This window comes from Stackebrandtia soli (assembly GCF_965137155.1).
Classification (GTDB): domain Bacteria; phylum Actinomycetota; class Actinomycetes; order Mycobacteriales; family Micromonosporaceae; genus Stackebrandtia; species Stackebrandtia soli.
This window is the reverse complement of the sequence record NZ_CBCRZX010000006.1, coordinates 22,381-44,985: the sequence shown is the minus strand read 5'-3', so window position 1 is coordinate 44,985 and position 22,605 is coordinate 22,381. Positions and strand designations below refer to the sequence as shown.

Here is a 22,605-nt window from a genome sequence, read left to right as displayed (position 1 = left end):
CCATCTCATCGGCCGCGTCGCAGTGTTCATCGTCGAACCGCTGACGTGGTTCGCCGGCCATCGACCGCGTTGCCGAAGCCCCCGCCATGCTCCAGCACACCGGAAGGCATGGCCGACACCGGTAGCGGGAACTACCCCGCCTCAGCGAGCGCCGCCCCGCCACTCGCCTCACACGACCCGAGACAACGAGACAACGAGACAACCCCCAGTCCACTCTCTGCTATGGACAGTCTCAACCGTCCGCCTCCGCAGATGACGGAGCGCGGCGGCACACCCGACTCCCGGCACCCGGCCGCGTCACCGAGCCGAACCACGGCCTCGAGGCGCGGCCGTTCCGACGGAACACACCGGACACGCCACGTGATCGAGTCCACCGGTCTTTTCGGAGACGTCCACTATCCTCGCGCGGGTGCGGGGACACGGAAAGCCCACGGGATCGCGGCATCGACGCGCGGTCGTGCTCGTCCAATCGCGCGCTATCGCGGCCGCCAATCCGACGAAACGAGGTAAACCGTGAAGATCCTGGTGACGACCCCGACGGGACGGGTCGGATCGCGCGTGACGCGCCTGCTCGTGCAGGCCGGTGTCCGGCCCGTCGTTCTCGTCCGCGACGCGAAACGCTTGGCCGCCGACCTGCGCGAACAGTGCGAGGTCGTCGAAGCCGACCAGACCGACGGCGACGCCGTGGTCGCCGCGACCGTCGGAGTCGACGCCCTCTACTGGGTCAACCCACCACCCGCGGGAGACGACCCGATCGCCGGTCACGCCCGATTCGGCGCCGTCGCGGCGCGCGCCGTCATGGAGAACGGGATCAGCCGGGTCGTGTTCCAGAGCAGTGGAGGGGCCGAGGCCCGTGAAGGCTTCGGGGAGATCGACGGCCTCGCCACCACCGAGGTGTTCCTCGACGGCACCGACGCGCACGTCACCCACCTGCGCTGCGGCTACTTCTTCACGAATCTCCTCCTCGACGTCGACTCGGTCGCCTCGGGAACGATCACGACGACCCTGCCGCTGGATCACCGGATGCCGTGGGTCGACCCGCGCGACATCGGTGACGTCGCGGCCGCGCGGCTCCTCGCGACCGACTGGCACGGTCGTCACACGCTCGGCGTGCACGGCCCGGCCGACCTGTCGTTCACCGAGGTCGCCGAGATTCTCACCGCCGCGCTCGGTCGCACCGTCACCGCGGAGCGGCTTCCCGAGGAGACCGTCGCGCGATTCTTGCGCCAGAACGGTTTCACCGAGGCGCAGACCGAGGCGATGATCGGAATGACCCGCGGGCTGCCCGAGTTCAAGCCCGAGAACCCGCGCACCATCGCCACCACCACGCCCACCACCCTGGAGGGGTGGGCGTTCGCGACCCTTCGGCCGGCCCTGGAACGCTGACACCGCGTCAACGCCCATGATGGATTGTCGTGGGCGCCTGTCGGGTCGCTTCGACCGAGAATCGCGAGGCCTCGAATTCGATCGGGAGCTGTCGCCAATCCCCCTCTCGGAACGGTCCGGAGGGGTCCCGACGGTGGTCGGCGCAAATGGCCCCATCAGCAACGGATACCGAAAGGCGCCCTCGACACGGGACGCATCGACGATCGGTGGACGCCGCTCGGCCGCGAGCGGAACCCTTCCCGACGGTGTCGTCTTAAGCGGTGGCGCCATGCCGAGTCGACGGTTAGGGTCCGGCGGGTCGAATTGTCACGGTTCCAAGGAGTCTCACACCATGCCGTTCACCTTCCCGGACCCGACCGCGCTGCACCCGCTGCCGGAGCATCCCCGCGTGGTTCTGTTGAAGCCCTTGCTGACCGACCCGAGAATCCAGGTCGGGGACTACAGCTACTACGACGACCCCGAGCACGCGACCGAGTTCGCCGAACGCAACGTCCTCTACGGCTATGGCACGGAGCGTCTCGTGATCGGCAAGTACTGCGCGATCGCGACCGACACCCGCTTCATCATGGCCGGGGCGAACCACCCCAACATCGGAGTGTCGACGTTCCCGTTCACGATCTTCGGCGGCGAGTGGGCCGAGCGCACCATGGACATCATGCGGGACATAGCGACTCGCGGTGACACGGTCGTCGGCAACGACGTGTGGTTCGGCTATCGGACGCTCATCATGCCGGGAGTGACCATTGGGGATGGTTCGATCATCGCGACCGGCGCCGTCGTCACCTCCGACGTCGCGCCCTACACCGTCGTCGGCGGCAACCCCGCCAAGCCGGTGAAGCGTCGGTTCGACGACGAGGACGTCGACCGCATGCTGCGCGCCGCCTGGTGGGACTGGCCGATGGAACTCGTCACCGAACACGTGCGCACCATCATGACCGGGACCCCGACCCAAATCGAGGCGATCGCCGTCGAGCACGGGCTGATCGCATCCAGCTAGAGGCGACCCGATCACCTCGGGTCACACGAGGTGAGATCCGGCCGTGACTCGGCAAGGCGGGGAATCGGCCGCGTACCGCGGTGGTCCTGCCCGTCGGCGCGGCTGGAGCGCGACGCAGGCGGTTCGACGACGCCGCGACGGTTCTGTGGGTACGCGGAGCAGCCTCCAGGGCCGGTGGCGGGGTCCGCTCCCGTCTCTCGGTGGGACACGGGAATCCCTCACGATGCCCGGTGCACGTCCCGGTATCCACAGTGTCTCCTGACGCCCTGATCCATTGGAGGGCGATCCCCGATGTCGGTCGACCACGTGCCGGCCGCCGATCGATCGCCCCGGCAGCGTCGACGACCGAGGCGATGGCGCTGTTCGTGTCGGCCCGGTCGGCATCCAAGGGCGCGGCTCTGGATGCCGACCGGATCGACTCCCCTTACGGTCCTTGCTCGTCGCCACCTCGTTCGGTGTGAGCCAGGCGAACGCGCCATCACGCCATTGTGGTGCGTTGCCGTTGGCTATGGACTGCGGGCCCGTGGCATGCTCCATCAACCTCCTCGGCGGCGCGAACGGTGGCAATGGGACAGCTGATGGAGGGCCGCGTCTCGGGCGGTGATGTCCGCGTCCGAGACGGTGCGGTACTCCGCGTGCAGGCGGCCCACGAGAGGGCGGCACGGCCAATCGTCGCGACACTCCCGGCACTTCTTCGCCCACCAATACGGGCGGCTCGAAAGGCGCGGCCCGCACAGCCACAACAGGAAGCGGCGTAGCGCGTTCCAACGCGGCAGGTGCGCCCGACCGACCGAATCATCGTCCACATTCGACCGAGAATGGATCGGATCGAACCCGTCCGCCGTCTGATCCGTCGACGGCTCCGAGCTTCCGACCGACCCGGCACCATCGGCAAAGCCCACGCCGCCAACAGGTTCCCGCATCAGCTCTCCAAGTGCCGACTCGCGTTCGGTCGCACCGACGACCGGCTCCCCCGAACAAGGCACGTCCTGGCCGAACCCGGTCGACCGCGCCACAAGCGCGATCGGCTCGGTATCGGATGACACCGCCCGGCCCCGATCGACCGGGCCGCTTCCTCCCTCACTCCAGTCGATCGGCGCCCGAGCGCGGCAGGTTCGCATGATCGGGCGGATGTCGACCGCCACCGAGCCCGACGTATCACCACGCGCCGGCGCGCACCCCGCGTAGGGCCGCCCCCAGCGCGGGGATTGCCCCGGTTTCCAGCCGGGTGGCATCACCGGATATCGACCGACCGCCCGAAGCGCCCGCGGGCGGCGATGCGCGAACGGACTCTCGACCACGGGCGTACGGAGACCATTGTGGTAGGACGTGACCCAGCGACCGTCCACACCGCCGACGACGGTCTGCCCGGTATCGGGAACCGTGTCGACGAACTGGACGATCGGCGACCCGTCGGCGCGGCGCCGAAACCAGCCGACCCCCGGATCGATTCGGCCGCCCATCGAGCCATACGACGCGCGACGCGACGCCTCGGCTTGGTCGACGATGCGTTTGGCGACGGCCCGCCAATGCTCGTGGTTTCGTTGCTCTACAGGGGAACGCCGTGGATTGGGCGCCGGGCGGGCGAGCCGTGGAACGAACGACCGCTCGCCCGTGCCCACGTCGTCGTCCAGCGGCGCGGTGCTCGAAGACGCGCACGGGCCCGGGGCGCGCTTCGGCTCGTGGTCACCGGGTGTCGCCGGTGGTGTCGGCCGCCCGTCGGTGAAGGACGCCGAGAACCGTGCGGAACCGACGTTCGCGGCGTGGAGCGCGCCCGCGTCATACCGGCCCATGACGGGTTCGGACAGGTCGGGCCGCTCGGCCGTCCATCGCTCGCGCGGTCGACGACGCCTCCTACCGCGCTCGCGGGGCGCGGTGGCCGACACGTGCTCGGCATCGCGGTGCGGCTCCGGTGTCGCCTCGCCCCAATCGTTCTCCGTGATCCCGGGGGCCGGAAGGTGCAGTGTCGTCACGGGGCGGCCCCCTCTTCCACGACCTCACCGGCGGAGTGCCCTGCGACTCCGTCATGGATCGGTTCGGGCTCGCCGTAGGCGAGCGAGCGCCGGTGAGGTGCGCCGAGGTACCAGTCTCGATAGTCCGCACGCGCGGTGTCGGGACCGCACAGCTCCGCGACCAGGGGCAGCGGATCCGGTTCACCGTGGTCGTCGCGCCGGGAACCCCTGTCGTGGACGAGGATCGCCTCGCTGGTCTCGGCGATCGGGGGCCGGGTGGAGCGAAACCGTTCGCTCGCCGACCGCGCCAGGTACCAGGCCACGACGGGTTCCTGCGCCCACGGTTGGGCGGCGTCGAGGTACAGCAGGGGCGCCGAGGTGTCGGCGCGGATGACGGCGCCGAGCGCGCGGGTGACCACGCCTCCGTCGTCGAGGAGGTCGAGCCGGGCGCGGTCGGGCCCCACCGCCGTCACGACGACGACGCGCCCGGCCGCCGAGAAGACGCCGAGCGGCCCGAGTTCCGGCCAGCGCTTCCACAGTGTCGGGTCGAGCGGCGGCAGGTTCGGGTCGTCGATCGGGTCGGGCTGGCTCGCTTGGTATCGGTCTACGGTGCCGTGGGTGAGTTGGGTGGCGATCTCCGGCTTCCACGCCCAGACGCCGGCGGTGATGTCGGGGAACAGCAATGGTTCGGTCGTGTCGACCCCCGTCACGACGCCGAGCGGGCGCGTGATGCCGCCGCCGTCGTCGAGGAAGTCGAGCCGGGCCTCACCCCGGCCGATGGAGGTGACGATGACGGCTTGACTCTCGATGACGAGGACGCCGAGCCCGCGTACGGGAGCGACGTCGTCGCAGGGTTTCGCGAGCCCGTCGTCATCGGAAGCGGGGCCGCGCGGATCGGTCGGATGTCGTGGGTCGTGGTGATCGCGGGCAGGGTCGTGGACGGACATGGGGTACCCCCAAGGAAGACTCAGTGCGCGGGCATGCGCCGCCCCGGCACATACCCACTACAGTGGATATCGGGTTGTGGAGCCCGCTGGCTCGTACTGGGGATACTTCGAATCGTTGGGGCCGTGGTCGGCACGGCTCGGTGGAGATCCGAGCATGTCGGTCGCACGGCGACGGTTAGCTCCACAAAGGCCACAACCAGAAGGCGGCACGGAACGCGGAACGCGCGGCACCGCCAACTGATCGCGTATGCGCAGTTGACGTCGTACAGAGTGACGGCGAGACCGACTATTGCCAGGTGCTCAAGCCCTTCACGAACGACCCAAAGGGGGTCGCCAGGCTCGGCCCTACCCGACGCGGTTGAGATTCGAGGCCGACCCGGGCCATCCCAGGCTGGGACGGCTTCGACGGCCTCCCCGCACACGAGGTGCGGAACGCTTCGACGTGGATCGCCTCACCTAGCGTCCACGCTGGGAATACTACCGGCTGTCAGGCCGCAACGGAATACCCCGAGTCCACATTTGATACATCCATATACGGCTTCATGCGCCCACACTCATCCACTATCGACGCACCGACGCCACTTGCTCTGGCGCACAACATGAGCACGACCCGTGAACGCCGAGCCGATCGAGACCATGGCTATGTCAAGGCACAACGAACCACCGACATCTCTTGATATCCGACCGAAAGGGACGATTCAGCCGCGCCGTTCGCGGCGGGCCGATACGACCTGATGGGAACCGAGCCTGCTGGAGTTCGACAACGACGAGGATCCGATGGCGCGGCAGCGGATTCGTCGCCTCGACGCCCCGATTCAACCCGACCCGGTAATCGCGGGACGATCGATCCCTGATCGCGATCTGTTGTTCCGGTGGCGAAGTATGCGCGGAGCCGGTCCGTGTACACCCGGCGTTCCTCCGCCGTCGGGACGTACTGCCGGGGATTGGACCGGTACAGCCCATCGCCGGGGTACCGAGGGATGACGTGCACGTGGAGGTGCCACACGTCCTGGTTCCCGGCGGGTTCGTTGTTCTGCCGGGTGGTCACCCCCTCGCATCCGTACAGGCGCCGGATGGCGACGGCCATCTCCCGCACGAGATCGTGCACCGCGTCCAGCGGAGGAGCCTTCCGTGGAGCCGGTGGCCCGGCCTCCCGGCTTGGTGGGTCTCGACGACCGTCACCGCAGAAAGCGCACGCCCGTACATCGCCCCACCAAGCCGAAGGAGAGGTCGAGCCAGGTGAGTGGCCACCTCAACTTCGACGAGCGCCCTCCGGGCACGCCTTCCGCTGCCCACCAACGACGACGCGTTGAGGTCGGGCAGGCGGAGCCTTTCGACGCATGCCAGGTGACCCCAGAGTTACGGCTTGGTGGGGCGGGCGTATGTGACTACTGCTTTCTGCGGTAACGGCAACGGAGACCCACCAAGCCGAAAGTCCGTGGCCACCCGGTTGAGGTGAGGACGACAGAGCCCGAAGGGCACCTTCACCCCGTTCGGCTCGGCGGAACGGTTCTCGTCGGAGTCGAGCGTCGACGTGAAGCCGGGTGGATCGGCGAGTAGTGCCCGCGGCAGGGGCTCGAGGTGGAACTCACCGGCGACGAACGGGTAAGGGCTCCACTGTGCCCCATTGACTGCCGCCGCCACACGCGAGAACGGCCCCCGCGCCAGGTCTCCCTGGTCGGGGGCCGTTCTCACTGCTGTGGCACGTGTTGGATTCGAACCAACGTAGGCTGAGCCGACGGATTTACAGTCCGTTCCCTTTGGCCGCTCGGGCAACGTGCCTCTCGTGCTTACCCGCAGGGGTACGCGCGGACAATCATAACCGGTGAGCCGGGGGTGCCCGCAACGGGGTTATCGAGCGTCGGCCGGTAGCCGGATCGTGCTGATCACGGCCGAGTGGTCGCTGCCGTCGACGGTCTCCACATCGAAGGACGTCACCGCGATCCGCTCGTCGACGAAGACGTGGTCGAGCGCGACGGGCGGCACGAACCACTCCGGCGCCCAGGTGCCGATCAGCCCGGCGCCGACCTCCGACGCGGCGTCGCGGTACCCGCGATCGAGGACGGCGCGCAGGGCCGCGTGATCCAGCGTCGCGTTGAAGTCCCCCGCGAGGATCCACGGCGCGTCCGAGGTCGAGGACGGCAGCGCCCGCGTCTCGAACGTCCACGGCTCGAACTGGCTCGGGCGATGCGGCGACGCCGTGTGAATCGCCGCGAAGGCGACGGGCGAGGCGCCGTCGATCATGACGGTCGCCGCCGGGATCGCGAAGTTGCCCGGCAGCTGGTCGAGATCGGTGAGCGGGAACGTCGAGTAGATGCCGCCGCCGGCCGCGTTGTCGGGGACGGTGATCGTGTGCCGATGGGTCAACCGGTCGAGCTCGGGCGTCGCTTCGAGCGCTTCGGCGGCCTCCGGGGTCAACTCCTGAACCGACAGGATGTCGACGTCGTACCGCTCGACGAGCGCCGCGACCATGCCGACGTCGCCATTGCCGACTCCGAGGTTGGCACTCATGACGGTGACCTCCGGCCCGTCGGCGGTGACCGTACCGGTGGGGATGGCGCGCGGGACGATGAGCACGGCCGCCGCCACGAGAAAGGCGGCACTCGCCACGACGGCGAGTCGGTGCCGGGCCGCCATGGCGATCGCGAGGACAAGGAGGCCGCAGGCCGCGAAGTACGGCGTGTACGCCAGGACGACGATGAACGGCCACGCGAGCTCGGTGCCGAGTCCACGCCAGACCACGGACAGTCCGAATAGAACTGTCAAGGTGGCGGCCAATATCCGTACGAGGCGTCGGGGCCGGACTGTTTCACGTTCCGTCTCCGTGTCGTGGGAAGCGTTGACGCCGTGCTGATCCGACGTCGCGGTCATCGAGGTGGCCAGGCTCGGATCCCCGGGTTCGGCGGTGTCGCTCACCGTTTTCGTGTCGACGGACGGGGTGTCGCCGGTTCCGGTGGGGCGTTCCGCCGGGGCGGGATCGTCGTCAAGACGCGGGGTGGTGGTGTCGTCGATCGGCATCGGTCGATTATCCCCACGGGCGCCAGGCGCGGGGACTCGCCGACGCGTGCGGCGGGCGGGCAGGACGGCATGCCGTAATCTCGCTTTCTGACTGGAAACCATCCGCTTGAGCCGCCCGTCAGGTGTGCGGGCCGCTTCTCGGCCACCGAGGCCGACACAAAGCATGTGAACAAACTGGAGGCACCGTGGCGAACCCATCGTTCGACATCGTGAGCGAAATCGATTCCGCCGAACTCGACAATGCGATCAACCAGACCTCCAAGGAGCTGTCGAACCGGTTCGACTTCCGTGGCACGGGCGCGCAGATCGATAGGTCCGGCGATGAGGGCGTGACGCTGACGGCGGAGACGGAGGACCGCGTCAAGGCCGCTCTCGAGGTCTTCAAGGACAAGCTCGTCAAGCGCAACATCTCGCTGAAGAGCCTCGACGCGGGTGACCCGCGCGCGTCGGGAAAGACGTACAAGATCGACTGCACGATGAAGCAGGGCATCGCGACGGACGTCGCGAAGAAGATCAACAAGCTGATCCGCGACGAGGGGCCGAAGGGCGTGCAGTCCCAGATCCAGGGCGAGCAGCTGCGCGTCTCGGGCAAGAAGCGCGACGACCTTCAGGCCGTCATCTCCCTCCTCAAGGGAGCCGACCTGGACGTTGCTTTGCAGTTCACGAACTACCGTTAGCGACGAAGGAGCCGGCGGTAGTTCGTGAACCAAAAACAGAGCACTAACTACCGCTAGCGACGAGAGAGCCGGCGGTAGTCAGTGAACCAAAAACAGAGCACGAACTACCGCTAGCGACGAGAGAGCCGGCGGTAGTCAGTGAACCAAAAACAGAGCACGAACTACCGCTAGCGACGAAGGAGCCGGCGGTAGTCAGTGAACCAAAAACAGAGCACGAACTACCGCTAGCGACGAGAGAGCCGGCGGTAGTCAGTGAACCAAGAACAGAGCACCAACTACCGGTAGCTCAAGCGAACCGCGAACCGTCATCACGAACGACCGGCGGCCCGGCGACCCGCGAACGCGCCAGGTCCGACCCTCGGTCCGATGGTTCGCCTCCGAACGAGCGCGAACTACGCTCGGAAAGACGCACGATGACCGGCAGCCCCAACGGCTGCCGGTCTCTGCGTACCGGGGCGCTCGCGGGATGGCCACGAAACCTGGGTGCGACGCCGCCCCACGGCCGAACCGAAGCGTCGGTTCACGGAAGTCCCGTGCAGCGCAATCGTTGCGGCCTGCGAAGAGGGGAGCGACTAGGCTCGTCCGATGACTTCTTCGTGGTCTAACGCGGCTGCCATCGATCAGTGGAATGCGACCGCGACACGGGAGGCCTTGGAGGCGACCGCCGACGGCGGGGACTTCGGGAAGCGGCACCTGGTCAACCCGACCGTCGTCCGGATGGTGGGCGATGTCCGGGGCCGCCGGATCCTCGACGCCGGTTGCGGGAACGGCTATCTGAGCCGTCTGCTCGCGGAGCGCGGCGCGGAGGTCGTCGGGGTGGAGCCGACCGACCGGATGGTCGCCTTCGCCAGGGAGCTCGAGGCCGAACGGCGGCAGGGGATCCGGTACGTCCAGGCCGATTTGACGCGGCTGCCCGATCTCGCCGGGCCGTTCGACGTCGTCGTGTGCAGCATGGTGTTGATGGCGATTCCGGACTGGAGGCCCGCGCTGCGCGCCTGTGTCGACGCGCTGCGTCCCGGTGGGCTGCTGGTGATCGGGCTCGTCCATCCTGCCTTCGAGCAGTTGCGGTCGACGTGGCGTGAGCACGGCGCCTATCGGGTGGATCGTTATCTGGAGGAGTACGAGATCCCGGGGCCGTCGGCGTCGGACTTCCATCGTCCGGTCTCCGCGTACCTCAACGAGCTGGCCGCGCTCGGTTGCCGTCTGCGCGAGTTCGCCGAGCCGGGACTCGACTCGGATGTCGCCGCCGCCTCGGACGTTCCGGGTATCGAGGCGTACGTCCGGCTGCCGAACTTCCTCGTCATCGCGGCCGAAGCACCCGCCTGAGCCACCGACGGTCGCACCCGCTCCAACGCGGGTCGCTCTGTGGGGCGCGATGAAAGGCGCGAGCCGACGGTCGGTGGTCAGGATTCGCGGGGTCGGGCCGATCCGCCCGTGGCGAGCCGCATGAGGTCGGATTCGAGGTCGACGTCGAGCTCCGTTCCGCCCGCGCTGCCGAACTCGTGTTGATAGCTCTTCCACGATTCGTCCCTGACCTTCTCGGCGAAGCCGCTCTCCATCAACAGGAGCAGTTCGAAGGCGGCGCGGTCGACGCGTTGGCCGAGCGCGGAGACGTTCCAGTCCTCGCTCGCGGCGAACAGCGACGTCGGCGCGACGAGGGTTCGCAGGTACGCGAAGAGGGAGCGCATCTGGCCGTCGACGACGAGCGCGTGTCGTGCCGTGCCCGCCGTGGCCGCGAGTACGACGGGTTTGGCGATGAGCAGGTCGTTGTCGAGGACGTGGAAGAACGACGAGAACAGGCCGCTCGGTTCGGCTTTGTAGACGGGGGCGCTGGCGATGATGCCGTCGGCGTCGCCGAGCAGTTCGACGGCGTGCTCGAGTCGTGGCCCGAGCAGCCGTGACACGAGCGCGGTGGTGATCTCGGTGGCTAGTTCGCGCAGGTCGATGGTGGAGACGGTGACCTGCCGACCGCGTCGTTTCGCGAGGGCGCCGACGCGGTCGGCGGCCCGGTCCGCGAGCATCCGCGTCGTCGACGGGTCGCCTGTTCCTCCGCTGACGATGACGACCCGGTACGGTCGCTCGTCGGTCATCGGTGACGTCTCGTCTCGTTGTTCCATCTCTCACCTTCGTCGGTGTCGAACTCGCGGATGTGCCGATCGTGGCGTCGCCTGTGGACGACGGGACGGGTCAGGACGCCTTCGTCGTCTCGCTGTCCTGGTACGGGGACGCCCCCGTCACGTTGTCGCCCCGGTTGGCGTTGGGGCGGGGCTGCCGGGTCGGACCGTCGCCGTACTTGGCCCGCACGAGGCTCTCGTGGGTGGGCGCGGTCGCCGATTCCGGGTCGCGTCGGGCGGCCAGTTCCTTGCGCAGCACCGGGACGATCTCCTCCCCGAGCAGGTCCAGTTGCTTGAGGACGGTGTCGACCGGCAGGCCGGCGTGGTCCATGAGGAACAGCTGACGCTGGTAGTCGCCGAAGGCGTCGTGGAAGGTCAGCGTCTTGTCGATGACCTCCTGCGGACTGCCGACCGATAGCGGCGTCATCTGGCTGAAGTCCTCGAGGGTCGGGCCGTGGCCGTACACGGGCGCCTCGTCGAAGTACGGGCGGAACTCCTTGTACGCGTCCTGGGAGCGCTTGGCGATGTACGCCTGTCCGCCGAGGCCGACGATCGCCTGTTTCCGTGTCCCGTGGCCGTAGTGCTCGAAACGGTCGCGGTAGAAGTCGATGAGTCGACGCGAGTGCTCGGTCGGCCAGAAGATGTGGTTGGCGAAGAAGCCGTTGCCGTAGAAGGCGGCCTGTTCGGCGATCTCGGGTGTGCGGATCGAGCCGTGCCACACGAAGGGCGGCACGTCGTCGAGTGGTCGCGGGGTCGAGGTGAAGCCGTGCAGCGCGGACCGGAACTGGCCCTCCCAGTTCACCACGTCCTCCCGCCACAGACGGTGCAGGAGGTTGTAGTTCTCCAAGGCCAGCGGCAGACCCTGACGGATGTCCTGCCCGAACCAGGGGTACACGGGCGCGGTGTTGCCGCGACCGAGCATGAGGTCCATGCGGCCCTTCGACAGGTGCTGCAGCATCGCGTACTCCTCGGCGATGCGGACCGGGTCGTTGGTGGTGATCAGGGTGGTGCCGGTGCTGACGATGAGGCGGGTCGTCAACGCGGCGATGTGGGACAGCAGCGTCGTCGGTGAGGACGAGAAGAACGGCGGGTTGTGGTGTTCGCCGATGGCGAAGACGTCCATCCCCACCTCTTCGGTCTTCGCCGCGATACGCACGATCGCGTCGATCCGCTCCGCCTCGCTCGGCGTCTCACCCGAGACCGGGTCGCGTGTGATGTCGCTGACCGACAGGATCCCGAACTGCATGTGTGCCCCCTCTGGTGTGCGCTGCCGTCTCGTTCCAACACGCCCGAGCCGGATGTGATTCCGGCGCGGGATCGGACGCTCGTCACGCCGCGCGTTCGGGCCGAACGAACGTCCGATCATCACTGTGGACTGTTCCCGCCGTGACGTCGCTATACACCCGATGGATAAGGTGACCGCGTGAATGGTGTGGTGGGTGAACTGGATGCCCCGCGCGCGTGGGGTGGGGTGGCGAGCAGTCTCGGGTTCGGGCTTCTGATCGGAGTCGCGACCTATGTGCTGCATGGGTTCTCGCTGTTCGAGCGGGCGACGAACTCGGTCACGGGCTGGATACTGTGGACGAGTGTCGCCGGGGCGGCCGTCACTCATCTGCTTCCCGCGATGACGGCGGGCGCGGCGATGATGGTCGGCGCCTGCCTCGGGTACTACGCGGTGACCGCCGCCGCCGACCTGTTCGGGGTGGGCGCGCTCCCGACGGCGATAGTCTGGCTCGGCGTCGGCATCGTGACCGGCCCGGCGATGGCGTGGGCGGGGTGGCAGACGCGACGCTCCCCCGGCTGGCGGCGACACGTCGGTGTCGCGATGATCGGCGGGGTCGTGCTCGCCGAGGCGGGCTGGATGGGTTTCATCCTCGGCTATTGGGGTGAGGCCGTCGGGTTCGCCGTCCTCGGGGTCGCGCTGACGGTCGCGTTGTGCCGGTACCGATCCCGCGACGTCCGCCGATGGTGGCTCCCGTTCGCGATCATCCTGCCGATCACGGGCGCGATGCTCGCGGGCGAGGTCCTCGTCCTCGGAACTCTCCTATGAGGATGATGACTCCGGCTCGGTCGATTCCGACGCCTCCGCCGCGCGACGGCGCCATTCGTCCCGATACGGACAATCGGACGGGTGGCGGCACATGGCGGTCGGGCAGCCCTTCGGCTCCGGTCCGCAGGGCGGAATGTCGCCCGTCACGATGACGCGGGCGCGTTCGCGGTGACGTCGGCGATGTAGGCGTCGAGGGAGTGGCGCGGTTCCCAACCGAGGGCGCGCACCTTCGCGTTATCGGCCTCGCCACGGGTGCGCTCGCCGCGCTTCGCGGGGATCATCTCGATCGGGCCGCCGAACATGCGCGCGACGTCGATGATGGGCCACTCGTGCCCGGCACCGATGAGGTAACCGTCGCCCTTGCCGTGCTCCGCGCACCGCAGCAGCCCGTCGATGGTGTCGTCGATGTGCGTGAAGTCGCGCGTCTGCGTTCCCGGTTCGACGACCGTCAACGGCTCGCCGTCGCGGTGCTGACGTTCGAAGATCCCGATCGCCGTCGCGTAGCGCCCCTCCTCGATCTGGCCGGGGCCGTACACGTTGTAGAAGTAGGTGATGACGTAGTCGAGGCCGAACCAGTTGCCGTAGTTGCGGATCAGCTCGCCGTTCTTGGCCTTCGTCCACGCGTACGGGTTGAGGTGCTCGTCCTGTCCGTCGTTGCCGAACTTCGACGACGAACCCGCGTAGACGAGCTTCGCGCCCTGTTCGAGGCAGAACGCGACGACCTCCTTCGTGCCCCAGGCGTTGTACTCCCACACGCGGTCCGGCTCGTCGAAGGACTGCGGGATGCGCGAATACTCGCCCAGGTGGAAGACGAGATCCGGCGAACCGAAATGCGAGTCCGCCCAGATCTTTCGGATCGCGACCGTGCTCGCGTCGACGTAGTGCACCCGAGGATTGTCCACATGAGCGTCACGACGGCCGGTGAAGTAGTTGTCGATCGACACGATCGTCGCCTGCGGGTACCGCTCGGTGAGTGTCGCGATCAAGTGGGCGCCAACGAAACCAGCGCCACCAGTCACCACGATCGTCCGGTCGCTCACGAAACGCCCCTCACCTTCGAGTCCCTACCTGCCGTCCGGCTTCGCCAAGACCACCTAGATGGTACTGACGGCGCTACCGGACCGCGCGAGCCATGTCCTCCAGGCGGCGGACCCGCTCGTCCATCGGCGGGTGCGTCGAGAACAACTTCGACAGGCCACCGCCGCGGAACGGGTTCGCGATCATCAGGTGCGCCTCGTTCGTGATCGGTCCTTCCGGGCGCATCGGAAGCTGATCGACACCCGCCGAGATCTTGCGGAGCGCGCTCGCGAGACCGAGCGGGTCGCCCGTCAACTCGGCTCCGGAGGCGTCCGCCTGGAACTCGCGGTTGCGGCTGATCGCCATCTGGATGACGCCCGCCGCGAGCGGACCGAGAAGCATCGTCAACAGCAGGACGAGCGGGTTCGGGCCGCCACGATCGTTCCCGCCCATCGGAATGAACCAGGCGATGTTCGCGAAGACGGTGATGATGCCCGCCAGCGCCCCTGCGACCGAGGAGATCAGGATGTCCCTGTTGTACACATGGGATAGTTCGTGGCCGATGACGGCGCGCAGCTCCCGTTCGTTGAGGATGCGCAGGATGCCCTCGGTCACGGCGACGGCCGCGTTCTGCGGGTTTCGGCCCGTCGCGAAGGCGTTGGGCTGCGGTGTCGGACTCACGTACAGGCGGGGCATCGGCTGCCCGGCCTTCTGCGCGAGTTCCCTGACCATGGCGTACAGCGCGGGCGCCTGCGCCTGGCTGACCGGTTGCGCCCGCATGGACCGCAACGCCAGCTTGTCCGAGTTGAAGTAGGTGTAGGCGTTCATGCCGATGGCGATCACCCCGGCGATGACGAGCCCCGTCGTCCCCCCGATCAGGTAACCGATGCCGATGATCAGCGCCGTCATGACGCCAAGCAGCAGCGCCGTCTTCAGTCCATTGCGATGTGAATGCATCTACCGCTCCCCGTTCGAACAACCGACCGGTGCGAGCCGCACCGGTCGTCCGCTGTTCCATCATCGTCACGCGACGCTGAGACCGGGCTGAGTCGGTGGAAGCTGAACCGGACAAACCATCCGCATCGTGCCGTTCGGGCGGTGAACGTCACACCAGGTTGAGGACGAACTGGGGAGCGAAGCCGATGATGACGACGGCGGCCGTGGAGGCGGCGACGGTGAAGGCGACGGGCCACGGTTGCGGAACGTTCGGGAACGGGGCGCGAGCCAGGAGGACGCGCGCGAACCGCAGGTAGTAGGTCAGTGCGATGACGGCGTTCACTCCGACGACGATCGCGACGACCGGCGCGGGCACCGCGAGCGCCGACACGACGGTGACCTTCGCGAACAGCCCCGCGAAGCCGGGTGGGAGCCCGGCGAGACCGATGAGCGCGAGGATCAGCGCTCCCCCGGTGAGGGGGTGTCGCCGGGCCGCGCCGGCGTAGTCGCTGAGGGAGCCTCCGTCGTCCCGTGTGCCGCGCAGGGCGGTGACGGCGGCGAAGGCGGTCGCTTCGAGGAGGACGTAGAACACGGCGTATCCGAGGACCGCGATCGCGACGACGGCCGTGTCGTCCGGTTCGGCGGCGAGGATCGCGAACGGCGCGAGCAGGTACCCGGCCTGCGCGATGGACGACCAGGCGAGCAGTCGGACGGCGCGGGTCTGGCGGAGCGCGGCCAGGTTGCCGACGGTCATCGTCGCGATCGAGATGATCGCGATGATCAGGCCGCCCGTCGCGGCGAGCGGTCCGAGGCCGCGCGTGACGATCCACAGCAGAGCGACGACGCCGCCGAGTTTCGACACCGTGGACAGATGGGCGGCGATCGGGAGTGGGGCGCCGTCGTACGCGCCGGGTGCCCAGCCGTGGAGGGGGACGGCCGCGACCTTGAACGCCAGTCCGCCGATGACCATGGCGATGGCGACGACGTGCAGAGCGCCGACGTCGCCCTCCAGCGCGACCGCGAGCGCGTCGAGGTGCATGGTGGACGTCGCCGCGTACAGGAGGGCCGCGCCGAACAGGGTGACGGCCCCGGCCGCGACGGAGACGACGAGGATGTTGACGGCGGCCTCGGCGGCGGCGAGTCGTCGACGGCGCGCGGCGACGAGGACGTACAGCGGCAGCGTGAGCGTCTCGACGGCGACGATGACGGTGATGAGGTCGCCGGCGTAGGCGAGGACGATCGCGCCGGTCAGGGAGCACAACAGCAGGAACACGTACTCGCCGTGGGCGACGTCTTCGGCGGCGAGCGTCGCGGCGGACATGCCGAGGACGGCCAGGCCCAGGGCGCACAACACGATGACGATTCCGCTGCCAGGGCCGGTCGTGACGTAGGAGCAGCCGTCCTCGGCGCACAACGTGGAGCGGTCGCCGAGACCGACGAGGCGGGCCGCGGCGATCGACACGGCGGCGAGACCGGCGGCGGCGACGCCGAGCACGAGCGCCGATCGTCCACTGAAGAGGTCGACGACGAGGACCGCGAGTGCCGTCAGCGCGGCGAGGTAGGCGGGCAGGAGGGCGATGTGGTCGATGGCCTGGGCGTTCATGGTCCGACCATCCGTTCCGTCATGGGTGACCGCGTGGACGTCCACCGCCGTGTCGTGTTCATGCCCCGGTCACCCAACCGGTGACGGTCGCGGCGAAGCCGTCGAGGAGCAGCCACGGGGCGACTCCGAACAGGAGGATCAGGGCGACGATCGGCGCCCATACGGCGAGATCGGTGCGGCGCAGGGCGAGGGCGGTTCCCGCGTCCGAGACGAGTTGGGCCGTCGGGCCGTGTGTGACGAGCCGCAACAGGCGCAGGAGGTACGCGGCGGCGAGGGCGGCGCCCAGTGCGGCGACCACCGCCAGCACAGTCCATAGTGTTCCTTCGCGGGAGAGGGTCGCGTAGACGGCGAACGCCTCACCCCAGAAGCCGGCGAGCCCGGGTAGACCGAGCGACGCGAGCGCGGCGAAACCGAGCACACCGGACAGTCCCGGGGCGGTGTTGCGCAGCCCGCCGAGGCGGGCCAGCTCCCCGGTTCCCACGCGGTCCTTGATCGTGCCCGCGAGGAAGAACAGCAGCCCGGTGATGAGGCCGTGCGCGATGTTGCCGTACAGGGCCGCGTTGACTCCCGCCGCCGTCATCGTCGCTATGCCGAGCAGGACGAAGCCCATGTGCCCGACGGAGGAGTACGCGATGAGGCGCTTCAGATCGGTCTGGGCGAGGCAGACGAGCCCACCCATGATGATCGCGGCCGTCGCCAGCACGGCGAGCGTCGCCGACGCCTGTTCGGCGCCCAGCGGCGTCACGCCGAGACCGACCCGGATCAGGCCGTAGGTGCCCATCTTCAGGAGCACGCCCGCGAGGATCACGGAGCCCACGGTCGGTGCCTGCGTGTGCGCGTCCGGCAGCCACGAGTGCAGCGGCCACAGTGGGCTCTTGATGGCGAAACCGACGGCGAGCAGGACGAACGCGAGCAGTTGCGTCTGCTCGGACAGGCCTCCCCCGCGCTCGGCGGTGAGCGCGACGATGTCGCCGGTTCCGGTGCCGCCGACCACGATCAGCACGCCGATGAGCAACATCAACGACCCGAGGAGCGTGTACAGCGCGAACTTGGTGGCGGCGCGGCGCCGTTCCTGGCCGCCGTAGCGGCGGATGATCGCGTACATCGGCAGCAGCACGATCTCGAAGAACACGAAGAACGCGACGAGGTTGAACGCGGTGAAAACGCCGAGAATGCCGAGCTCGACGGCCAGCAGAAGCGCGACGAGCGTCGCCGTGTCACCGCGCTCGGGCGGATGGAACACGGTGTACAGACAGCACAGCGTCGTCAGCAGCGCCGTCAGGACGACGAGCGGATACGACACTCCGTCGACGCCGATGTCGAAGCGGAGACCGAGGGTCGCCGCCCACGGCAGGTCGAGTCGGTGCCACACGGGTGATCCAGCGCCGATCGGCAGGGCGAGCGCGGCGACGAGACCCGCGCCGGCGGCGACGGTCCCGACCCACGCGGCTCGGCGGGCGTTCCCCCGAACGAACCACAATGGAATAAGACCGAGCGGCGGCAGCGCGAGGACCGCGACGAGGACGAGCGTCACGGGGACCCCCCGGTGAGGACGACGGCGAGCGCGGCGACGAGGAGGACGCCGCCGAGCCCGGCGAGCAGGTGTGCGGGCAGACCGAAACGGTGCGCTGACGCGGCGCGGCGAGCGACGGACATGGTGGCCGTGCCGGTGCCTTCCACCGCGCCGTCGATGAACGCGACGTCGAGGCCGCGCGCCACGTGGGCGGCCCCCAGCACGGGCCGGACGACGAGCGCGTCCTGAATCCGGTCGATGCCGCAGCCGCCCGCGAGGAACGCCTTGGCGCGACCGAGACGGCGGGCCGGGTCGGCGCCCGGATCGCGCCGCCACAGCAGGTAGACGCCACCGGCCCCGACCACGGTGACCGCGACGACGAGAAGCAGGATCGGCCAGTGCGCCAACGGGTTCCGTTGGGAGAACCAGAGGAACCAGACCGTCAGTCCGAGGCTGCCCACGAGGGTCGCTCCCGCGAGAACGAACAGTGGAATGCGTTGTGGCAGTGGTGGATCGGCCGCGTGAACGGCGCCGCGCGGCTCCCCCGCGAACACCCGGAGCCAGGCACGCGCGGCGTAGGCGGCGGTCAGCCCGGCGGTGATCACGCCGGCGACGAGGACGATCGTCCCGCCCGCGTCGACGGCCGCGCCGAGGACGGCCTCCTTCGCCCAGAAACCGGGCAGGAACGGGACCCCGGCGAGCGCGGCGAACCCGATCGTCATCGTCCACATCGTCACCGGGGCGCCGTGGCGGAGGCCGCCCATGGCGGCCATCGCGTTCGTACCGACCATGTGGATGACCACCCCGGCGCCGAGGAACAGCAGCGCCTTGAACGCGGCGTGCGCGAGCAGGTAGACCACGGATTCGGTGGTGCCTTCGGCGGCGACGGCGGCGAACATGTACGCGACCTGGCTGACGGTCGACCACGCGAGAACCCGCTTCAGGTCGTCGGCGGCGAGCGCCGCGCACGCGCCGAGCAGCATCGTGACGGCGGCGATCACGGCGATCACCGTCAACACCGCGGGCGAGGCCGCGTACAGGGGGAACAGCCGGACGAGGACGTACGCGCCCGCCGCGACCATCGTCGCGGCGTGGATCAGCGCCGAAACGGGAGTGGGGCCCGCCATCGCGTCGGGAAGCCAGGTGTGCAGCGGGAACTGGGCGCTCTTGCCGACAGCCCCGGCGAGGATCAGCAGGCACGCGGCGGCGAGAACGCCCGCGCTCAGCTCCCGTGGTGCCGTCGCGACGATCTCCGAGACCCGGAACGTTCCGGTGTGGACGGCGAGCAGGACCAGACCCAGTAGGAAGCCGACGTCGCCGACCCGCGTGACGAGGAAGGCCTTCACAGCGGCACGGGGAGCTTCGGGGAGACGCCGATCGTGCCCGATCAGAAGGTAGGAGCAGGCGCCCATGACTTCCCAGCCGATGAGCAGCAGCACCAGGTCGTCGGCGACGACGACGAGCAGCATCGCGGCCGCGAACAGCCCGATCTGGGCCGCGTAAGGGGCATAGCGCTCATCATCATCCAGATAGGACATCGAGTACAGCTGGACGAGGAACGTCACAGCCGTGACGGCGACCGCGACCGGAGCGGCGGGGCCCGAGACGTCGATCGCGGCGGACACGGCGACGTCGCCGAAGTCGGCGAGCACGACCGACCCGGACACGTCCGTCCACAACAGAACGATCGACGCGAGGACGGCGACGCCCGACGCGGCGAGCGCGAGAACGGCGGCGGCTCGGCGCGCCGTCAACGGCAGCAGCAGGCCCACCCCGGCCGCCACGGCGGGAACGAGGACGAGCGCGACGGCGGCGATCACGTGCCACTCCCCCGCGTGATGGCTGGTTCCGCCATGGCCGCGGAGCCAACGGTTTCTACCCGCGACGAGCCCTCATCGCCCACTGGCTCGCGAGCCTCCGGATCGACCGCGTCGGGCCCGGTCGGGGCCTCGACGTCGATGCCGTCGGTGTCGATCGAGCCGCGAAGGCGATACAGGTGCAGGACGAGGGCGAGCCCGACGCCGATCTCGGCCGCCGCGACGACGATGACGAACAGCGCGAACGACTGTCCCGTATGGCTAGGGTCGCCGACGAGCGGGGCGACGTCGGCGGTGACGAGCAGCAGGTTGACCGCGCCGAGCATCAACTCGACGGACGCCAGAACCAGCACGGCGTTCCGGCGCACGAGTACGCCGTAGACACCGATCCCGAACAGGCTGGCGGCGATCACATACGGGATGACGGGATGCACCGGCCATCACCCGTCACACACGTCACAGGACATGCCCCTATCTTGCCCTATTTCGCCGACGCCTCGGGTAGCCGCGCGACGGCGCATCGGTCGGGGCGGCCAAGGGGCTCACGCGCGAGGCGACGGGCGCGACAGCCACCGCCCGAGTCGGCGGTCTCCGCAGGCCGACAGAGCGGACGATCACGGCTCCTCCCCGCCGATCAGTCGAACGGGTCGAGCGTCGCCCAGCCCTCCGCCTCGTCCATTGCCTCGGACTCCTCGAAGTCGTCCATGAGCTTGACGATCATGGCCTGCCGATCGCAGCCCTCGTCCTTGGCCAGCTTGTCGAGTCGGGAGCACACGCCCGGGTCCAGCATGATCATCTCGTTCGTCATGGCGGCCAGTATCGTCCGCCGGGACGCCGATTCCCCGGCGCGACACCGGCGAGCCCTATACGAACGACGGCCCCCGGTGGCGAACCACCGGGGGCCGGACGAGAACGGTCGAACAGGCGATCACCGGATCACCGGATCACCGAATCACCAGATCACTTCGCGAGGAACATCCCCGCGCCTTCGACCATGTTGAGCATGAACTGCGGCGCGAGACCGAGGATGATCGTCGCGGCGACACCGGCGGCCACGGCCGTGCCGGTGAAGAAGCTCGGCAGCGACACCGATGGGGCGTCCTCCACCGGCTCCGACAGCCACAGCAGGACGACGACCTTCAGGTAAGGGAAGGCCAGCACCACACTGGACAGAACGCCGACGATGACCAGGCCGACCTGCCCGGCGTCCAAGGCGGACGAGAACACGGCGAACTTCGCGGAGAAGCCCGACGTCAACGGGATACCCGCGAACGCCAGCATCAGCAGCGTGAAGAACACCGCGAACCGGGGCGACCGACGGGCCAGGCCCGCCCACCGCGACAGGTGCGTCGCCTCGCCGTTCGAGTCGCGCACCAGCGTCACGATCGCGAACGCCGCCAGCACCGTGAATCCATACGCCACCAGGTAGAACAGCGTCGCGCCGACGGCCTCGCCGAGGGCGATCACGCCCACGAGCAGGTAACCGGCGTTGGCGATCGACGAGTACGCGAGCAGCCGCTTGATGTCCGTCTGCGTCACGGCCATGACTGCGCCGATCACCATCGTCGCGATCGCGATCGCCGTGAACAGCGGACGCCACTCCCACACCAGCGACGCCGCGGACGGGTCACCGCTGTTGGCGAAGGCGACGTTGAAGACGCGCAGCAGACCACCGATCGCGGCGACCTTCGTGCACGCCGCCATCAGAGCCGTGATCGGCGTCGGCGCTCCCGTGTAGACGTCGGGCGTCCACACGTGGAACGGGACGGCGGCGGCCTTGAAGAGCAGACCGACGGACAGCATCGCCAGACCCGCGAGCAGCAGGACCTGCGAGTTGCCGGAATCCCGGACGGCGGTGTTGATGTCGACCAACTGCACCGAGTTCGCGAAGCCGTACAGCAGCGCGACGCCGTAAACGAAGAACGCCGAGGCGAACGCGCCCAACAGGAAGTACTTCATCGCCGCTTCCTGCGACAGCAGACGCCGGCGACGCGCCAGACCGCACAGCAGGTACAGCGGCAGCGAGAACACCTCGAGCGCGACGAACATCGTCAGCAGGTCACCGGAGACGCAGAACAGCATCATGCCGCCGAGCGAGAACAGCGTCAGAGGGAAGACCTCCGTCGCACCGGGGAGCTTCGACTGGTCGGCGTCGGCCTGGCTGTCGGCGGCGACCGCGGCGTGGGCGACGAACGAGCCGCCCGCCGCGACGCGGCGTTCCGCGATGAGCAGGACCGCGATGATGCCGAGGACACCGATCACGGCCATGAGGAACATGCCCGGGCCGTCCATGACGACCGCGTCGACGCGGACCGGCTCACCGGTGGGACCCGTCATCGAGAACACGGGGTTGTTGGTGCCGTCGACGATGTTGACGATCGTCAGGACGACCGCCGCCACGAGGGCGGCGATCGTCAGCACCAGCTGTGCCAGGTAGCGGCGACCACGTGGGAGTACCGCTTCCAACAGGATTCCCACGCAGGCCGCGCCGATGACGATCAGCAGCGGCGACAACGCGAGATAGTCGATGCCGGGAAACTCGATCGTCGGCATGTCAGCGGATAGCAGCAGCGTGTTC

General features: G+C 68.7%; 19 protein-coding genes and 1 tRNA gene. 5 read left to right on the top strand and 15 right to left on the bottom strand.

All coding sequences use genetic code 11. The annotated features are described in order from the left end of the window. The first annotated feature begins 513 nt into the window (after positions 1-513). Positions 514-1,386 (top strand): NmrA family NAD(P)-binding protein, encoded by an 873-nt coding sequence (locus ACM9NP_RS05700; protein WP_415645528.1) that lies wholly within the window; start codon positions 514-516, stop codon positions 1,384-1,386. Positions 1,387-1,717: 331 nt separating this feature from the next. Next, the gene (locus tag ACM9NP_RS05695; RefSeq protein WP_415645527.1) at positions 1,718-2,383 is read left to right on the top strand and encodes a CatB-related O-acetyltransferase; all 666 of its coding nucleotides are present in this window, start codon (positions 1,718-1,720) and stop codon (positions 2,381-2,383) included. A gap of 536 nt (positions 2,384-2,919) precedes the next feature. Here the strand turns inward: ACM9NP_RS05695 and ACM9NP_RS05690 are convergent. The 5 genes from ACM9NP_RS05690 to ACM9NP_RS05670 form a co-directional block, all read right to left on the bottom strand. Continuing rightward, positions 2,920-4,356 (bottom strand): hypothetical protein, encoded by a 1,437-nt coding sequence (locus tag ACM9NP_RS05690; RefSeq protein ID WP_415645526.1) that lies wholly within the window; start codon positions 4,354-4,356, stop codon positions 2,920-2,922. Next, a complete protein-coding gene (locus ACM9NP_RS05685) occupies positions 4,353-5,282 on the bottom strand; it encodes a hypothetical protein (RefSeq protein WP_415645525.1) in 930 nt (309 codons plus the stop codon). The genes ACM9NP_RS05690 and ACM9NP_RS05685 overlap by 4 nt, the downstream gene beginning before the upstream one ends. A 640-nt stretch (positions 5,283-5,922) precedes the next feature. Then, complete coding sequence (locus tag ACM9NP_RS05680; RefSeq protein WP_415645639.1) at positions 5,923-6,378, bottom strand: HIT family protein; 456 nt, start codon at positions 6,376-6,378, stop codon at positions 5,923-5,925. Between the two features lie 604 nt (positions 6,379-6,982). Then, positions 6,983-7,064, bottom strand: a tRNA-Tyr gene (locus tag ACM9NP_RS05675). Between the two features lie 69 nt (positions 7,065-7,133). Beyond that, positions 7,134-8,300 carry an endonuclease/exonuclease/phosphatase family protein gene (locus ACM9NP_RS05670; protein WP_415645524.1) on the bottom strand — a complete coding sequence of 389 codons (1,167 nt, stop codon included), beginning with the start codon at positions 8,298-8,300 and terminating at the stop codon, positions 7,134-7,136. A 185-nt stretch (positions 8,301-8,485) separates the two neighbouring features. Between ACM9NP_RS05670 and ACM9NP_RS05665 the strand changes: the two genes are divergently transcribed. Beyond that, on the top strand, positions 8,486-8,977 hold the full coding sequence (locus tag ACM9NP_RS05665; protein ID WP_415645523.1) for a YajQ family cyclic di-GMP-binding protein: 492 nt from the start codon (positions 8,486-8,488) through the stop codon (positions 8,975-8,977). 585 nt (positions 8,978-9,562) lie between these two features. Further along, positions 9,563-10,303 (top strand): class I SAM-dependent methyltransferase, encoded by a 741-nt coding sequence (locus ACM9NP_RS05660; protein WP_415645522.1) that lies wholly within the window; start codon positions 9,563-9,565, stop codon positions 10,301-10,303. 77 nt (positions 10,304-10,380) lie between these two features. Here the strand turns inward: ACM9NP_RS05660 and ACM9NP_RS05655 are convergent, their stop codons facing one another. Beyond that, entirely contained in the window at positions 10,381-11,094 is a 714-nt protein-coding gene (locus ACM9NP_RS05655; protein ID WP_415645521.1) for a CE1759 family FMN reductase, read from the bottom strand. Between the two features lie 70 nt (positions 11,095-11,164). After that, a complete protein-coding gene (locus ACM9NP_RS05650) occupies positions 11,165-12,337 on the bottom strand; it encodes an LLM class flavin-dependent oxidoreductase (protein WP_415645520.1) in 1,173 nt (390 codons plus the stop codon). A gap of 177 nt (positions 12,338-12,514) precedes the next feature. Here ACM9NP_RS05650 and ACM9NP_RS05645 point away from each other — a divergent pair, with 177 nt between their 5' ends. After that, positions 12,515-13,141 carry a DUF6518 family protein gene (locus tag ACM9NP_RS05645; protein ID WP_415645519.1) on the top strand — a complete coding sequence of 209 codons (627 nt, stop codon included), beginning with the start codon at positions 12,515-12,517 and terminating at the stop codon, positions 13,139-13,141. Between the two features lie 143 nt (positions 13,142-13,284). Here ACM9NP_RS05645 and ACM9NP_RS05640 read toward each other — a convergent pair whose 3' ends face one another. The 8 genes from ACM9NP_RS05640 to nuoN all read right to left on the bottom strand — a co-directional run bounded on the left by ACM9NP_RS05640 (position 13,285) and on the right by nuoN (position 22,580). Beyond that, complete coding sequence (locus ACM9NP_RS05640) at positions 13,285-14,181, bottom strand: NAD-dependent epimerase/dehydratase family protein (protein WP_415645518.1); 897 nt, start codon at positions 14,179-14,181, stop codon at positions 13,285-13,287. A gap of 73 nt (positions 14,182-14,254) precedes the next feature. After that, positions 14,255-15,115, bottom strand: a complete 861-nt coding sequence (gene htpX / locus ACM9NP_RS05635) for a zinc metalloprotease HtpX (RefSeq protein ID WP_415645517.1) — start codon at positions 15,113-15,115, stop codon at positions 14,255-14,257. Between the two features lie 148 nt (positions 15,116-15,263). Continuing rightward, a complete protein-coding gene (locus ACM9NP_RS05630) occupies positions 15,264-16,697 on the bottom strand; it encodes an NADH-quinone oxidoreductase subunit N (RefSeq protein WP_415645516.1) in 1,434 nt (477 codons plus the stop codon). Positions 16,698-16,755: 58 nt separating this feature from the next. Further along, positions 16,756-18,231, bottom strand: a complete 1,476-nt coding sequence (locus ACM9NP_RS05625; protein WP_415645515.1) for a complex I subunit 4 family protein — start codon at positions 18,229-18,231, stop codon at positions 16,756-16,758. After that, complete coding sequence (locus tag ACM9NP_RS05620; protein ID WP_415645514.1) at positions 18,228-20,030, bottom strand: NADH-quinone oxidoreductase subunit 5 family protein; 1,803 nt, start codon at positions 20,028-20,030, stop codon at positions 18,228-18,230. The genes ACM9NP_RS05625 and ACM9NP_RS05620 overlap by 4 nt, the downstream gene beginning before the upstream one ends. Further along, positions 20,027-20,461 (bottom strand): NADH-quinone oxidoreductase subunit NuoK, encoded by a 435-nt coding sequence (nuoK, locus tag ACM9NP_RS05615; protein WP_415645513.1) that lies wholly within the window; start codon positions 20,459-20,461, stop codon positions 20,027-20,029. The genes ACM9NP_RS05620 and nuoK overlap by 4 nt, the downstream gene beginning before the upstream one ends. Before the next feature lie 200 nt (positions 20,462-20,661). Beyond that, positions 20,662-20,835: a hypothetical protein gene (locus tag ACM9NP_RS05610; RefSeq protein WP_415645512.1), complete on the bottom strand. Its 174-nt coding sequence runs from the start codon at positions 20,833-20,835 to the stop codon at positions 20,662-20,664. A gap of 152 nt (positions 20,836-20,987) precedes the next feature. Continuing rightward, positions 20,988-22,580: an NADH-quinone oxidoreductase subunit NuoN gene (gene nuoN, locus ACM9NP_RS05605; protein ID WP_415645638.1), complete on the bottom strand. Its 1,593-nt coding sequence runs from the start codon at positions 22,578-22,580 to the stop codon at positions 20,988-20,990. Positions 22,581-22,605 lie beyond the last annotated feature (25 nt).